Raw genomic sequence first — 16,371 nt, 5'->3', positions numbered from 1 at the left:
TCTAAACAGCAAACAACATATTAAAACTGCATTTAATTAAATCTCTGTATTAAATGGGAGTTTAAATCCAGTTCTACAACATAATGTGTATATCGGCGCATCTACCTAAACCGCATCAGGACGCGCCAACCAATGAATGCCATTGTTGTCACCGCGCTAAGACGACCCTTAACGTTCGTCGTCCTGTCGATTCTGATTGTGATGCTTGGCATCCTCTCGATCCTCAGGACGCCAACGGACGTATTCCCCAACATCAAGATTCCGGTCGTTGCAGCGGTCTGGACCTATCCAGGTCTTCTGCCGCAGGAATTTGCTGGTCGTATTACTTACAACTTCGAACTGGCCGTCACGACGACAGTCCAGAACATCGAGCATATGGAGTCCAACTCCTATTATGGTCGTTCGATTGTAGACATCTACTTCCAGCCCGGCACGCCCATCGGGGACGCCGAAGCAGAAGTGACAGCAATTTCCCAAACGGTGCTTCTTGGCCTTCCGCCGATGGTACCAGCGCCAATGATCATGGCTCTGAACCCATCACAGGTGCCTGTCATTGCGCTTCAGATCACGTCTGACAAGCAGACACCATCGGATCTGTTCAAACTCGGCGTGATTACGGTTCGCCCGCTGCTCGCAACAGTTCCGGGAGCCGTCGTGGCGCACCCGAATGGTGGCATGGACAGTTTTGTCATGGTTTCCATGAACCAGGCGGAACTCCGGGCTCATCATCTGGCTGCTGCGGACGTGCAGGCTGCCCTGCGCAAGCAGAACATCGTTCTACCCGCCGGTGACCAGAAAATCGACGCGACCGACTGGATGGTGCAGACCAACGCCGCCCCGCAGAGCATGGAAGACATCGCCAATATCCCGGTCAAACGGGTTGGCAATGCAGTCATCTATGTGCGGGACGTTGCGGACGTCTATCGCGGTGGCCATCCTCAGACGAACCTGGTGCTGGTGAAGGGCCGTCAGGCCGTGGAAGTCATTACCCAGAAAGGTGGCACGGCCTCCACTCTGGACGTTGTAGCCGCGACCAAGGCGCTCCTCCCGCGTCTGCGCAGAATCCTGCCGCCTGATGTGCATGTCTCGATCCTCGAAGACGCCTCCGTGATGGTGAAAGACCAGATCAAGGACGTCGTGCAGGAAATGATCACCGCCGCGTTCCTGACCGGTATTGTGGTCCTGCTGTTCCTTGGCTCCTGGCGCTCCACCGTCATCATCGCCACGTCCATTCCGCTGGCCATTCTGTGCGCGCTCATCGGGCTTGGCTGGGCGGGTCAGTCCATCAACGTGATGACGCTGGGCGGCCTCGCGCTGGCGGTCGGTATTCTCGTGGATGACGCCACCGTCATGATCGAGAACATCGATACCCACCTTGAAATGGGGAAGGATCTGGAACTCGCCATCATTGACGCGGCCAACCAGATCGTCATCCCGACCTTCGTGTCCACAACCTGCATCTGCATTGTCTGGCTGCCGCTCTTCGAGCTGGACGGCGTGTCGGGCTACCTGTTCATGCCGATGGCAGAAGCCATCATCTTCGCGATGATCGCGTCCTTCATCCTGTCCCGTACACTTGTGCCCACCATGGCCAAGTATCTTCTGGCCGGACAGGTTCATCATGGCGCGCACGGTGAAACCGATCACGGCCACCCGGAACCGAAAGGCTTCTTCGGGCGCTTCCAGGCTGGCTTTGAAGCCCGCTTCAACCGCTTCCGTGATGGCTATGGCACGCTTCTGGAACGCTGCATCGGCCGCCGTGGCGCGTTCGTTGGCATCTTCCTGCTGATTTCCATCGCCTCAACAGGACTCTATGCCTTCGCGGGCCGTGACTTCTTCCCGGAAGTCAAATCCGGGACCCTTCAGATGCACATGCGTGCACCTCTGGGCACGCGTATCGAAGTTGCGGGCCGTATTGCAGCTCTTGTGGATGATCGCATCCATCAGGATCTGCCGGGCAAGGTGGAAAGCATCATCTCGGATTGCGGCCTGCCAGAAGGTCCGCATAACCAGGCCTTCATGCCGACACCCAGCGTCGGAACGCAGGACTGCGACCTGACGATTGCTCTGAAGAATGAAGCCTCGCCTGTCTGGGATTATCGCAAGCTGCTCCGCAAGGATCTGTCACAGCGCTTCCCCGGCACCGTCTTCACCTTCCAGCCTGCTGATCTGACCCAGAAAATTCTGAACTTCGGATCTTCCGCTCCGATCGACATTCAGATTTCCGGTCCGGACGCCATGCAGAACTACGACTATGCGCGTCACGTCATCGGCAAGATCCGTCAGGTTCCGGGTGCTGCGGATGTAACTATCCAGCAGACCATGTCCACGCCAACCCTGATGGTGAACGGCAACCGTACCTTCGGTCAGGCGACCGGCGTGACGGAACAGGACATCGCCCAGAACGAACTTTACACCTTGTCAGGCTCCGCCGTTGTTGATCCACAGTTCTGGCTCGACCCGGAAGACAACGTTACATTCCCGCTGAACCTCTACACGTCACAGGACCAGATGACGCATCTCAGCGATCTTCTGACCATTCCTGTGGATAAAGGTGAAGGGAATCCCGAAAACATCGACCCACAGCTTCTCGGTGCTGTCGCAGACGTGGTGGCCGCTGGAACACCGGGCGAAGTCTCTCACTACAACTCAATGTCCGAGATGGACATTTATGTGAACGTCGAAGGCACGGACATGGGCTCCGTTCTGGATGGCGTAAAGAAAGTTCTGGCAGACGACGCACACAATGTCCCGCGCTCGGCTGAAATCGACGTGCACGGACAGGCCACCACCATGCATGGTGCCTATTCCCAGCTTGTCTTCGGCCTCTGCATCTCCGTGGTGCTGATCTATCTGCTGATCGTCGTGAACTTTCAGTCCTGGCTTGACCCGTTCATCATCATCACGGCCCTGCCGGGTGCTCTGGGCGGCATTGCCTGGGCTCTGTTCCTGACCGGCACACGCCTGTCGGTTCCGGCCCTCACCGGCGCCATCATGTGCATGGGAACAGCTACCGCCAACTCCATCCTCGTGGTTTCGTTCGCCCGTGAACGCCTTGAAATCCATGGTGATGCCCTCAAAGCAGCACTGGAAGCCGGCTTTGGCCGTATCCGTCCGGTGCTCATGACGGCCCTCGCCATGATTGTCGGCATGATCCCAATGGCGATTTCGAACTCCACGAACGCACCGCTTGGCAAAGCCGTCATCGGCGGCCTGCTGGTCGCGACGATCTCGACCCTCCTCTTTGTCCCCTGCGTTTACGCCATCCTCCACAACCGTTCCTCGCGTCAGAAGGAAACTGTCTAATGGCCAGCTCTCCGAAAATCTTCGCCATTGCGGGAAGCTGCGTTCTCGCGCTTTACGTGGGCTTCATCGTTGTTGAAAAAACCCATGCAGCAACGGAACTGAAGGCTGACACCGAAGCCGGCGCGATCCCAAACGTTGCCGTCATCACTCCCAAACAGTCCCCGGAAAAGGTCGCCCTGACGCTGCCCGGCACGATTGACGCCTGGTATCAGGCACCGATCTATCCGCAGGTCTCCGGCTACGTGAAGATGTGGTACAAGGACTACGGCGCGCATGTAAAAGCCGGTGACGCTCTGGCCGAGATCAATGCCCCGGCCCTTGATGCACAGTATGCGCAGGCCAAGGCCGATCTGGATTCTGTGATGGCGAAATATCACCTCGCCACCGTGACGGCAGAACGCTGGCGGGCCATGGGACGGTCCCAGTCTGTCTCAGGGCAGTCCGTCTCGGTTTCCAACGCGAACGAACAGTCTGCGCATGCAGAAGTGGACGCCGCACAGCGCAACGTCGATCACTTCGAGGCTCTTGAGAAGTTCAAGACCATCGTGGCTCCGTTCGATGGCGTTGTGACCGCACGTAACATCAACGTCGGCGATTACGTCAACAATGGTGGCGGCGGACTGAACTCAACCGGCGGTGCATCCGAACTGTTCACGGTTGCAGATGTTCAGAAGCTGCGTCTGTTCGTCTCCGTGCCGGAAACCTTCTCCTATGTTCTGCAACCTGATCTGACGGCAACCATCAGCGTCCCGCAGTATCGTGGTCGCACGTTCGAAGCCAAGTATCTGACGACGTCACGTGGGTTTGACCCCAACACCCGTACAGCCGTTGCCGAGTTCACGCTTGAGAACAAGGACGAAGTCCTGTGGCCCGGCACCTTCGCCTCTGCTGCCCTGAAGTCTCACAACGAAGACGCCCATCTGTACGAAATCCCGACAAGCGCGCTCGTTTTCCAGGAAAAGGGCATGCAGGTCGCTGTCGTGGATGAGAGCAACCGCGTGCATTACCGGAACGTGACGGTCGGTCGCATGGCAGACACGTCCACCGAGATCCAGACCGGTATTTCCCCGACGGACCGCATCATTTCCAACCCGCCAGCCGATGTGCTGGAAGGTGACAAGGTCAATGTCGTGGACGGTCAGCGCGGCTACAACCAGTCCGGCTTTGGAAAGGACTGATGATGACTCCTATCCTTCGCCGCCTCTCACTCGCCTGCGGTTCAGCCCTATCTTTATTGGGGCTGTCCGCCTGTGATCTGGCACCAGCTTACAAAGCTCCGAACTTTGTCGTTCCGGCAAGTTGGCACGGGCAGGCACCATTTGCGCTTGCCACCCCAGCAGATACTGTCCTGCCGGAAAACTGGTGGACAATGCTTCAGGACCCACTCCTGAACGAGCTTGAAGACCGTGCCACTGCGGATAACGGTGACATTCAGGCTGCAGCCGAACGCTTCATTCAGGCTCGTGCTCTCGTAGCCGCAGCGCGCTCGGAACTTCTTCCTCATGCCAGTCTGGAAGCAGGTGCGTCTGACAACAAACAGTCTGCCGATCGTCTGTTCCGGAATGGGGCAACCCTGACGCAGACGGAAGAGGAATACGGCGGCCTGTTGTCCTGGGAGCCGGATTTCTGGTCGTCCATCCGCAACCGCGTGCGCTCGCAGAAACAGTTTGCCCAGCAACGCGCAGCAGACTTTGCCATGGCGCGCCTGAGCACACAGGCCGAACTGGCACGCGATTATATTGAACTGCGCGGCTATGACGCACAGGATGCGATCTACGCGCAATCCATCTCCTTCTACAAACGCGCTGTCACCATTACGGAAAATCAGGTTCAGAACCAGGCGGCCCCCCGTCTGGATCTGGCGCGTGCACAGGCACAGCTTTACACAACACAGGCTGCCCAGCTTGATATTCAGGCCGCCCGTCAGGTCACGGAACATGCCATCGCGGTGCTGACCAATGCGTCACCCTCCACGTTCCATATTCCGCAGGTCCAGACGTTCAGCTTCATCCAGCCGCATATTCCGTCCTCGGTTCCTTCCGAGCTGCTGCAACGTCGCCCAGATATTGCGTCGGCTGAACGGGAAATGGCCCAGGCCAATCGGGAAATCGGGATCGCCCGCGCAGCTTTCTATCCGCATATCGCCCTCAAAGTGGGCGGTGGATTTGCGGCTAATGGCTTCGATCTTGCCAATCTGGCCAACTCGCTTTGGACCTATGGCGCAAGTCTGGACATGCCGCTTTTTGATGGTGGTTTGCGCCGAGCCGAGCTTCAGCGCACCTGGTCCGCGTATCGGGAAACGCGGGACGAATATCGTGTGAAAGTTCTGTCAGCCTTCCGCGAAGTGGAAGATGGCCTGTCCCGCACCGAGCGTCTTTCAAAAGAAAACGAGGCGCTGGAACGGGCTGTCAAAGCCAATCTGGACACCCAGAACATGACCATGACGCTCTATCAGGGCGGTGTTGGCACCTATCTGGAAGCCATTTTCAGCCAGGAAAACACGCTGGAGAGCCGGATTCATCAGGTTGAAATCGCGACCCGTCTTTACACGGCGGACGTGGACCTGATCCGCAGCCTTGGTGGCGGATGGTCAACACGCAACCTTCCAACGATGGATCAGACGCTCTCTGTGGAGCCCCTGCAATACGACAATCTGCACCACCCCAAACCGGTTGGTGACGTTAATGCGTCCCAGCACCCGGAGCAGTTTGAAAACCTGAACGCTTCTGCTCCTGATACCCCCGGACTGGGTCACGGCAACACGTTGCCCGCCCTGCCCATGGGCAGCCTCTCAAACTCGATGCACTAAGTACAAAGGCCGGTTTCTCATCAGGAAACCGGCCTTTTAGATAACCTGACAGCCCAATTTTTCAGAAAACTCTTTGCAGAGGCCAGAACAGCCTCCCATACTTTCCTGATCACTCAAGCGTGCAGGATCAGATGGACCATCCGCTTCCCGCCCCTGAACCTTTGCCAGACGATGCCAGTCCTTCACGACGAGGCTGGAACAGATCTTCGTGGACTGTTTGCGGACTGGCTTGCGTGTGCCTCACGCAAGTACTGGGCGGCTTTTGGTATTTCCATCACCAGAACGATAGTCGTGCAAACCGCCGGGCCTCAATCAATCGGGCTTTGACGCCTGCAATGAAGTACCCAAAAAATCTGCTCCTGCGACAGGTTCAGGACCGGGTTTCACTGGCATGTCAGGTCGATCCGACCGGGCATGCACATGGATGCCACATTACGGATGGGCGCTACATGGAATTCAACCAGACTGCCCTTGTTTTCGTGGAACATGCCATTTTCAATCCGGCACTCCAGAATGGTCATCCGGTGAAGGACGACCATTATACGCTGCACATCAATTTTCGTGTGAAATGAAACAAAAAAGCCGCCTCTGAAGGCGGCTTTTTCTGTATTAGTCCCGGCGATCCCGGATCTTCACATAAGCAATGGCGGCATGTTCCGCGCAGTAGGGTTTCCCAGGCAGCGGCGTTGCTCCACAAAAATGAAACCCCGGTGTTCCCGGATCACCGATCGGCCAGCAGCACGACGGTCCGCGACGGGCCGGACGATCAATGCTCGCCGTGAAACGTGGCGGCGGAGCCGGACGCACAGGCGGTGCAACGCGCGGCTCAGGGGCCACGGGAGCAGGACGGGCAGCCGCTTCAACCTTGGCTGCGGGACGCGGCGGCGGAGAAGCCATGATGCTTTCCATAGCCGGAGACGGCTTGGGAGTGGCAGCAGGCTTGGCAGCTTCCACTTTGGCCGGAGCCGGTTTGGCTTCAGCCTTCTCTACAAAAAGATCGGCTGGAGCCTCAACTTTTGGAGCAGGAGCCTTACGGGTCGGCGGCTTGCGGCGTGGCGTTTCCGTGGACGGTGTTTCTCCGTCTTTCACCTTGCGGTTACGGATCGGAGATGGGCGCGGTGGCAGCCCAAGGCGATGGGCCTTGCCAACAACAGCATTCTTCGTGATGGAAAGCTGGCGGCCGATTTCAGCGGTCGAAAGTCCCTGACTCCACAGCTCCCGAAGTCTGGCGATCGTCTCGTCCGTCCAGTCCATATACCGGTTCCTCTGTCCCGCATCCGGGCCTGTCTGGCCCACTATCCTGTTACCCTGCCCAACCCCGATCACAGGGTCGGGATAGTGTGGCTGACGTTCCTTACCAGAAAGTCATCCAAACGTCGAAGGGCGCTTATTCTACTTCGACGGGCTCACCTTCTGGGGCAACCCGCTGAAGTTCAACACAGCCTTTTACAACGGCCAGTGCAATCTCACCACGGACCAGCGCCTGCGCATCCAGTCCGAAAACTTCCCGGCGCCATCCCTTGAGCGCCTCGACCTCTGTCTCACCGACTGCAATCCGATCCAGATCGTCAGACGAGGCCACAAGACGCGGAGCAACCTTATGTTGCTCACATTTGGCCGTTTGAAGAACACGCAGTAACGCCACGAGCGCAGCCGACGGACGGATACGATCTGATTTGGACGGAGGCTTAGGCAGATCTGCATCCGGAAGGATCTCACCAATACGGACAGCCTCGAGAAGTCCCTGCCCCATCTTGCCTTCCGCAAAACCGCGGGTCACGCCCCGAACGCGGGCCAGCCCCTCGATGCTGTTCGGTTTAATGGCCGCAATTTCGAGCAGACTTTCATCCCGGATAACGCGCTGACGGGGAATATCGGCGTTCTGCGCTTCCTGCTCACGCCATGCTACGATTTCACGCAGAATACCGAGCATCCTGCGGTTATTCGTGCGGGCCTTGAGCTTTTCCCACAGGCGTCTCGGATCAGGGCGGAAGGTTTCTTCGGATGTCAGAACAGCCTGTTCAGCATCGGCCCAGCGCAGACGGCCTTCGTCCTCAAGCTGCTTGCGAAGTGCGAGATACACCGTGCGAAGATGCGTCACATCCGCTGCGGCGTAGGCAATCTGGGCCTTCGTCAGTGGACGGGCTGACCAGTCACTGAAACGATGCGCCTTGTCGATAGCCTGCCCCGTGATGGCACCCACCAGACTATCATAACCAACCTGATCGCCAAATCCGGCCACCATCGCTGCAACCTGCGTATCAAACAGGGACTGCGGAAGCCGGTTGAAAATATGAAGGAAGATTTCAAGGTCCTGCCGTGCGGCATGGAACACCTTGATGCATCCGGGCTCATCGAGAAGTTCGCCCAGCGGAGCCAGATCAATGCCCGGCGCCAGCGTATCAATAACGGCAACATCTTCTGCGCCAGCAAGCTGCACGAGGCACAGTTCGGGCCAATAGGTTTTTTCCCGAACGAATTCCGTATCGATGGTAACGAACGGCTCCTGCTTCAACTTGTTGCAGAGCCGTGCAACCTCCTCGCTGGAGGTCACGATGACGGGGGACGGGAAATCAGAGGCTTTCGGGCGCATGGCCCGATCCTACACAAAGGAATCGCCTCTGACCACGCCCCCACTGCCCTCGAATGAAGGACAATGAACAGCGAGTAGCCGTCAGATCAGATGGACTTGTCGATCCAAGCCTTGAGCTGGCTCTTTGGCATCGCACCCATCTGCTGTGCAACCGGCTTACCGTCCTTGAAGACGATCAGCGTCGGGATGCTACGGACGCCGTACTGCGTCGGGGCTTCCGGGTTGGAGTCGATGTTGACCTTCGCAACCTTCAGGCGACCCTGATACTCAGCGCCGATTTCCTCGAGCGCCGGAGCAATCATTTTGCACGGACCGCACCATTCTGCCCAGAAATCGACCAAAACCGGGCCGTCAGACTTTAGGACGTCTGTTTCAAAGCTGCTATCCGTAACGGCAACCGTATTTGCGCTCATGGACGTGTTCCTTGTGATGAAACGTGTTTCTGTAAACCGATATCGGCTTCTCTGGTCAGGACTGCAAGAGCCTGCCCGTTAAATCAAGACCCCTCCAGTACACGATCCAGAAGCTCATCTGGAAGAACCATCACAGAGGGCCCCTCCGTCCAGACCAGCGAACAGTGAATGGCAAAATCGGGATGCAGTTGCTGAAGAACCGCCCGATAGGCCGCCATCTGCCGCACATAGGCCACCGGCGTCCGCTCAACGCGACTCGGTGGAGTACGGTTCGTTTTGTAATCGCAGATCCAGATTTCTCCGCCCCCGATCCACAAGCGGTCCACCTGCCCTAAAACCACGCGGCCATCACTAATGCCCGAAATTGGCTGCTCGGCCCTGCTGCCTGCCTGAAACAGGGGTGCGAGTTCTGGATGGTGCAGGACGCCCATGACCTGATCCGTCAAACGCCCGACCTCGTTCTCTGTCAGCCCAAGTGCAGGTCTGGAAAGCCAGCGGGTTGCAAGTGCCAGCCGATCTTCGGAAGGCGTTTCCGGCAAAAGCTGAAGCAGGCGATGGATCATCGTGCCGCGCCGCATGGCCTGTTCCCGAACAGGCTTTGGCCTCCCTGCAAGAAGTTCCAATGGAGATCGGGCGGCAGGCACTTCGCCGAACTCCGCACCATCGGGCCGACTTGGGGCCAGAGGGCGCGTCATAGCGTCTTCTGTGGGTGCGACTTCCGCGCGCCAGTCAGGCGCACGACCCAGCCAGGCAGGGAGTTCCAGCGCAGGTGTGGCAGCGCGTGGTGCGGCATCTGGTGCAGGAGCCACGCTCCGCTCTTCTTCCAGAACCAGACGGTCTCCGTCCCACCCCAGTCCCAGCGGTTCAGATCGCGCATTGGCGAGCGTTTCGAACCCGGCCTGACACTGGCGATACCAGCTTGTGTCGTCCGGCTGACGCTTCGTAGAGGCTCCGCAGATCACCAGCCAATCACTGGCGCGCGTCAGGGCCACGTAGAGCAGACGGTTGTTTTCCGCCCGCGCCTTCTCCGCATCCCGGGCAGACAAAGCGGTCGTGACCTCCGTGCCAGCATCTTTCTTCGGCACCCAGATCGGAAGCTCCAACCCGGCAGCTTCTTCCCACAAAAAATCGCCACTGGCTGGCGCACGGGACAGCGTATCCGGCATCACGACCAGCCGAGCCTGCAATCCCTTCGATCCATGCACAGTCATGACGCGGACAGCCCCGGTCTCGCTTTCTGCTTCGCGCTTGCTGGTAATTTCACTGGCTTCCAGCCAATGCAGAAAACCCTGAAGCGACGGAGGATGCAGCCCTTCGTAGCGCAGTGCAGCGGTCAGCAGTTCATCCACCGGTTCAGCCGCTTCCGGCCCGAGACGCCGCAGCAGTCTTGTTCGTCCGCCATGCGGGCCAAGGGCTTCGGCCAGCAGGCGGTACGGCGTGGCATAATCCACCCGTGCATAAAGCGCGGACAGCATGGTCCATGCCGCCTGCCACTCCGCACGCTCCCGATGACGTTCCCGCAGGACAGTCCAGAGCGGCTGGCCTTTCGGGCCAAGGGCGTGGGCGCGACCGTCTTTTGTCGCCAGCGCCATCAGGGAGTCATCACTCAGCCCACCGAGTGGGGAGGTCAGCACTGCCGCCAGCGTCAGGTCGTCCTGTGGCAGAAGCAGTGCCGCACAGAGCGTCATGAGATCGCGAACGGCCACTTGCTGCGTCAAACCGACGCGCACCAGTGTCGCCACTGGCACATTTCGCGATTTTAGTGCCCGGATCAAAGACCGCAGGAAGGACGAACGGCGCGGCACGAGAATCAGAACATCGCCCGCTTTCAAAGGTGCCTGCCCCGGTTGCGGTGAACGGCCAATCTGCTGTTCAATCCACCCGCCAAGAGCCTCAGCCAGACGCTGTGGTGCACTGCGCTGGCCGGTATTGGCTTTCGGAGCCTGCCAGGGCGTCAGACCTTCATCGTCGTCCTCGCCTTCCAGCACGGGAACGAGCGGCCAGAGTTCAACGCGCCCCCCCTGCCCCGGACGCGCAGACACATGGGGAAGCAGTGTCTCCTGCCCCTGCTCCAACAGGCCATGTGCCGCATTCGGCTGCGAAAAGACCGCATCCACGAAAGACAGAACGGGCGTAACGGAGCGGAACGAGACGTTCAGATCCGGATCACGCCACGGCAGGCCCGCATTCTGAACGCGACGCGCAAACTCGGCTCTCCAGCTATGAAACTGTTCGGGGTCAGCACCTTGGAAACCGTAAATGGACTGTTTGTAGTCGCCCACCGCGAACACGGTGCGGGGTCTCGGTCCCTGTTCCCATGCGCCCTCACCGGAGAAAAACTCAGACGTCAGAGCCCCGGCAATTTCCCACTGAAGGCCGGAATTGTCCTGCACCTCATCCAGCAGCAGATGGTCTATCCCGCCATCCAGCTTGTAGAGCACCCAGGCCGCACCCGGATCTTCCAGCAGGTTCCGCGTTTCCTGAATAAGGTCGTTGTAGTCCACCAGTCCACGCGCGGCCTTGCCCTCGCGGAAGTTCGACAGCATCGGTGCGGCAAGAGACAGAAGCGCGCGATTCAGGGAAAGAAGCACGGCGCGCTTGATGCTCTCGGTCAGATCCAGCAGGCGCTGGCCTTCCTCTTCCAGCAGCGGCACGATTTCAGGAACGGCATCCTGTGCTTTCTTGCTTATGATGCGGTTCATCTGCCGCACGGTGCCCTTGTCCGTCAGCAGATATTTGCTCCAGACGGGTGCCGAACGGTCTTCAATCTGTGTCCCAAGCCACAGAAGCATCTGCTCCACAGTCGGCTTTGCAGCGGACGTGACAACGCCGAGCGCCGCCTGAAGTCCGGCCCGCAATTCCGCTTCCTTACGAGGCTGACAAATCAACCCTTCCAGATCAGACGCAACCTCCTGTCCTGCCTTCAGAGCGCTCCGATAGGCGCTCAGCACAGCATCCGGCAGGATCTGCCAACGGTCCAGCAGCGGACGGACGCGGCTTTCTTCCATGTTCAGAGCGCGTATCCGCTGGAAGAACCGGTCGATCCCGATAGTCCCCGCCACTTCCGCCACAATTTTCGGAGCCTTGGCGAGTTCGTCTTCCATCGCCTCACGCAGAGCCAGCGTCGTATCCGTATCTTCCATCAGGGTGAAATGCGGATCGACCGAGGCTTCCAGCGGGAAACGACGTAGAAGAGACTGACAGAACGCATGGATCGTTTCGATCCGCAGGCCGCCCGGCAGGTCCAGAACCTTCAGGAACAGCGCACGGGCTGCACGACGCGTCTCATCCGTATTGGGGACGCGCAGTTTCTCAAGTTCCTGACCCAGACGCTCATCCGGGAGCGATACCCATTCGCCAAGCCGAGACTGGAGACGATTGGCCATCTCCGCGGCGGCGGCCTTGGTGTAGGTCAAGCACAGAATGCGGGATGGGTTTGCCCCTTCTGCCAACACAATCGACCCATCATCTGCTTCCACTTCAAGGGGCAACATCAGACGGAGCAGGCGATCAATCAGCAGTTTCGTCTTGCCCGATCCGGCAGACGCGGACACGAAAACGGACGCCATCGGGTCAGACGCAGCAAGCTGGGTGCGATCGGCTTCAGCAATAACGTCAGCGCGGTTGCGGGTCTCGCTCATGCGTCGTCTCCTTCCGCATAGGCTGCGCGCCATTCATCCACCCGTGCCAACTGGGCGTAATCCGTGTAGCGCGGCACATGTCCGGCCCAAGGCTGGGAGCGATAGGGTTGATCGGGCTGGTCATACTCATCAATGAGGCCGCGTAGTTTTTCCATGGCCTCACCAATCAGGGCAGCCGCATCAAGGCTGGATTTCCGGCTTGGAACTTCGCTTTCTTTCCCCGGATCATCCCCGCCTGTCAGATGCCAGTACAGAAGCTGTTTCGTCTCAGCCGCCGGAACGCCTTCGAAAGCGCCCTTGGCCAGCAATGCTCCTTCCAGAACAAGCTGAACGGACCATCCACCCTCCACGGCTTTTCCGGTAGGCGGAGAACCGGTCTTGTAATCGAAGATCGTCGCCTTGCCGTCTTCATCAACGTCAATGCGGTCTGCCCTACCGCGCAGTTCGAACGGTGCACGTGCAGCTTCGATCTTGAACGACGCAGACACTTCCATATGCCGCGCGATAGCATGTTCCTGTTCCCGACGGGTCCGCTCCTGTACGGCAACCCAGTCTGCAATACGCTCCAGCCTTGGGCCCCACCAACTGACCAGCGCAGGTCGCACATTGGCCTTGGCCAGTTCTTCCGCGAAGGCGCGCTTCAGGGATGCGGCCACGTTCTGCGGCCAGCGATCCGGATACTCTTTGAGAACCCGATCCATGGCTTCATGCACGATCATACCGAAATCTGCGTGTTCTGCGCCTTCTTCAAGCGGCTTGAGCGCCTTCAGCTTCAGAACATGCTTGGCATAAATGGCATACGGATCCTGCATCCATGTTTCGATCTCCGTGATGCTCAGACGCCGTGGGCGAAGTGCCACAGGAGGCCTTGGCTCAGGCGGCGCCACGGTTTCCGCGCCATCCAGCGGCTGATCCATCGCCTTTTGCCATTCGAGCGCAGGATGCACAGGCAATTTCTGCCCACGTCCCCCCAGAAACGCCTCCATCCGCACCATCCAGCGGGCGGGCACGCCCGGTGCACCGTCACGCCGGGCGGAACTGGAGAACACAACCTCCCCAGCAGCCAAAGCCGTTGAAACGAAATCATGAGCGCTGATCCCGATCTGCCGCTCAGGAGACGGCAGACCAACACGGGTCCGCATCGGGCGGCTCAGCCACGGCCCCGGATCAGTTGCAGGTGGCCAGACCGTTTCGTTCAATCCACCCAGAACAACCACATCGAACGCCAACAGACGCGCTTCCAGCACACCGAGAATGGTGACACGCGGATGCGCCAGTTCCACCCCGCCCCGATGCGCGCGCAGGCCCGTCAGCATCTGCCCGGCCATGGACGTGTTCAGGAAGGAATCCAGATGTGCCAGCCTCTGCGGGGGCAGGATGCCGGTATGCTGGATCAAAGCGGCCAAGTGACGGGATAGCGCCTCCCCATCATCCCCCATCCAGAGACGCCCGCCCGGATGTAGCTCTTCTTCGGGCTCTGCGGTCAGTTCTGTTTCGGTCGCCGCCAAGGCTTCTGCTGTACGGATCAGGGCTTCCAGCAATTCGGGAAGCGGAACCGCACCGGACAGGCCAAGCAGAGGCTCGAAAGCCGCTTCAATCCGCGCGATGAACGCGGCTGGACTTTCCGGCTCATCAGGAGCATCCGCGCTGGCCCCATTATCCGGATCACGCTGGTTCTGAATATAGGCCTCAAGCGCCGCCTTAAGGCCTGCAATACCGGGTGCAGGAGCAGGTCCACGCAGCAACAGACGCTCCAGCCGACGGGCCGAGGCGTGACAGTGACCCGGTGTGCGCCCCAGCGACGCCAGAGGGTGCTTCAGAACGGAAAGCAGAGCCACCGGAGAAAGCTGGGCCTCGGCTGCCGTGGCAATCAGGCGCAGGAACACGGCGGCTGGCGTCTGCGCCAGAGGCTCACCGGCACTGTCATCAGCATGAATCCCGAACCGCAAAAGCTCGGTCCCGACACGCTGCGCCAAGCTACGATCTGGCGTCACAAGCGCACAGGTCTGGCCGGGGACGGACACCACATTCCGGAGGATCAGCGCGATGGACTGCGCTTCCTGCTGCTGATCCTGTGCAGGCAGCAGAGACAGGCCTGAAATATTACGCGGGTTCAGATCCCGCCCCCAGGCCGTAATCCCCTGTTCCGGCAGCATAACGCCACGCATCAGGCGCTCTCTGGCCCGATCCTTGCCCCCGTCCCAATCCGTCAGATCGTCGCGTGTCAGCCCCAGATCCGTAAGAATTTCCTTGAGACCCGCCTGTGGGTGTGACGCAGGAAGCGCGTCCCACATTGCCTGAGGCAGGTCCAGATCAACCCCCGGAAGGATCACCAGCCCGGCGGGTAACGTCGCAACCGCCGCCAGCACATCTGAAACCGCTGCGGACCCATCTGCGAACCCCACCGCCCAAACTGGCGTGTGGGGAGGAACATGCTGCCACGCTGCCGCCTGCGCTTTGAGACGCGCAACCTGACGGGCAACGGGGTTCGACAGACCTTCTTCTTCCAGCCATTTCGGCCAAATCGTCGTGATGATTTCCAGAAATTTCAGCGTCTGCTGCCAGTGTTCTGAAAAACGTTCTTCCACGGCTTCTGGCAAACTGGCCGCCAGATCGACCCCACTGCGCTCGGCCTCATCCATCAGGTCCGCCAGAGCCTTGGCGAGAGGCCATGCCCGATCAATGCCTTTGGTTTTGTCCACTCCGACACTGACAATGGGTGTTTGCAGAATCAGCATGGACAGAACAGTCAGCCGCCTCTGCGGCTCGACGGCAGGAGGCAACGAGACATCAATCCCGATGGACGCCAGCGCCTCTTCATCCACGTCATTGATCGCAACGATGCGCGGCAGGAGGGATGCCTTGCCATCCAGCACGCGCAGAAACGCTTCCATCAACGCACGTCCGGCTCGACGGCTCGGCACGAGCAGCAGCCCCGGGCCGTCCGTTCCAGCGGCAGGGTCCTGCTTCAGCCATTCATGAGCGACCCGATCCAGAAACGGTTCGGTACCGGCAATCGTAACAACGGTCATAGCGCAATCCCGCTCAGACGTTCGTCCGGCCAGCCGGTTAGCTCAGCAAACCGTTCGTCTTCTGTCGCGCCAGAAGTCAGCGTCAGATGCAGGGCATTCGCAGGCAGGAGATCTTCAGCACGCTCTGGCCATTCCACCAGCATGATGCCTTCGCAGGCTTCATCCCAAGCCAGTTCATACAGCGCATCCGGCCCATCCAGTCGCCATAGATCATAGTGGAAAACCGGCCCGGCGGACGTGTCATAAGGCTGAACCAGCGCAAAACTCGGGCTTGGAACTTCCATCTGCGGGTCATGGGCCAGCACCCGCAGAAATGCCCGCGCGAAGGTGCTTTTCCCAGCGCCAAGACCGCCTGACAGGGCAATGCAATCGCCAGGAGTGCAAAGCGCTGCAAGTTGGGCGGCAAGATGTTCGGTCGACGTCTGGTCAGGAAGGCGTATCTGCATGCCGCCTACTCTGACGCCCCCTCTACTATCCAGCAAGTATCTCGTTGTTCTGGTTTCGAATAACGGGAGTTTGCTCTCCTCAAGCATAAAAATAGACACAAAACGAAATAAAGTGAACGTTTTGTGATTCT

General features: G+C 59.2%; 11 protein-coding genes. 5 read left to right on the top strand and 6 right to left on the bottom strand.

Annotation, left to right across the window (positions count from 1 at the left end):
- The first annotated feature begins 132 nt into the window (after window positions 1-132).
- From HKD32_RS00375 to HKD32_RS00355, 5 genes are all read left to right on the top strand, one after another.
- The gene (locus tag HKD32_RS00375) at window positions 133-3,306 is read left to right on the top strand and encodes an efflux RND transporter permease subunit (protein WP_023944673.1); all 3,174 of its coding nucleotides are present in this window, start codon (window positions 133-135) and stop codon (window positions 3,304-3,306) included.
- Window positions 3,306-4,484, top strand: a complete 1,179-nt coding sequence (locus tag HKD32_RS00370; protein ID WP_010503820.1) for an efflux RND transporter periplasmic adaptor subunit — start codon at window positions 3,306-3,308, stop codon at window positions 4,482-4,484. The genes HKD32_RS00375 and HKD32_RS00370 overlap by 1 nt, the downstream gene beginning before the upstream one ends.
- Window positions 4,484-6,115: an efflux transporter outer membrane subunit gene (locus HKD32_RS00365; RefSeq protein ID WP_026017603.1), complete on the top strand. Its 1,632-nt coding sequence runs from the start codon at window positions 4,484-4,486 to the stop codon at window positions 6,113-6,115. Before HKD32_RS00370 ends, HKD32_RS00365 begins: the two co-directional genes overlap by 1 nt.
- 171 nt (window positions 6,116-6,286) lie before the next feature.
- On the top strand, window positions 6,287-6,442 hold the full coding sequence (locus tag HKD32_RS00360; RefSeq protein ID WP_167347211.1) for a hypothetical protein: 156 nt from the start codon (window positions 6,287-6,289) through the stop codon (window positions 6,440-6,442).
- Window positions 6,443-6,450: 8 nt separating this feature from the next.
- Window positions 6,451-6,687, top strand: coding sequence for an energy transducer TonB (locus tag HKD32_RS00355; protein WP_061930251.1), 237 nt, complete (start codon window positions 6,451-6,453; stop codon window positions 6,685-6,687).
- A 37-nt stretch (window positions 6,688-6,724) separates the two neighbouring features.
- Here HKD32_RS00355 and HKD32_RS00350 read toward each other — a convergent pair whose 3' ends face one another.
- The 6 genes from HKD32_RS00350 to tsaE form a co-directional block, all read right to left on the bottom strand.
- The gene (locus tag HKD32_RS00350) at window positions 6,725-7,369 is read right to left on the bottom strand and encodes a GcrA family cell cycle regulator (protein WP_194257321.1); all 645 of its coding nucleotides are present in this window, start codon (window positions 7,367-7,369) and stop codon (window positions 6,725-6,727) included.
- A 133-nt stretch (window positions 7,370-7,502) separates the two neighbouring features.
- The gene (rnd, locus tag HKD32_RS00345; RefSeq protein ID WP_061930257.1) at window positions 7,503-8,708 is read right to left on the bottom strand and encodes a ribonuclease D; all 1,206 of its coding nucleotides are present in this window, start codon (window positions 8,706-8,708) and stop codon (window positions 7,503-7,505) included.
- A gap of 86 nt (window positions 8,709-8,794) precedes the next feature.
- Window positions 8,795-9,121: a thioredoxin TrxA gene (trxA, locus tag HKD32_RS00340; RefSeq protein WP_010503828.1), complete on the bottom strand. Its 327-nt coding sequence runs from the start codon at window positions 9,119-9,121 to the stop codon at window positions 8,795-8,797.
- An 83-nt stretch (window positions 9,122-9,204) separates the two neighbouring features.
- Window positions 9,205-12,762, bottom strand: coding sequence for a double-strand break repair helicase AddA (gene addA / locus HKD32_RS00335; protein WP_061930259.1), 3,558 nt, complete (start codon window positions 12,760-12,762; stop codon window positions 9,205-9,207).
- On the bottom strand, window positions 12,759-15,794 hold the full coding sequence (addB, locus tag HKD32_RS00330) for a double-strand break repair protein AddB (RefSeq protein WP_194257320.1): 3,036 nt from the start codon (window positions 15,792-15,794) through the stop codon (window positions 12,759-12,761). The genes addA and addB overlap by 4 nt, the downstream gene beginning before the upstream one ends.
- The gene (gene tsaE, locus HKD32_RS00325) at window positions 15,791-16,240 is read right to left on the bottom strand and encodes a tRNA (adenosine(37)-N6)-threonylcarbamoyltransferase complex ATPase subunit type 1 TsaE (protein ID WP_194257319.1); all 450 of its coding nucleotides are present in this window, start codon (window positions 16,238-16,240) and stop codon (window positions 15,791-15,793) included. Before tsaE ends, addB begins: the two co-directional genes overlap by 4 nt.
- Window positions 16,241-16,371: the final 131 nt, after the last annotated feature.

The organism is Gluconobacter japonicus (assembly GCF_015244665.1).
Classification (GTDB): domain Bacteria; phylum Pseudomonadota; class Alphaproteobacteria; order Acetobacterales; family Acetobacteraceae; genus Gluconobacter; species Gluconobacter japonicus.
Note: the sequence above shows the minus strand (reverse complement) of the source record. Positions and strands in the feature narration are given on the sequence as shown.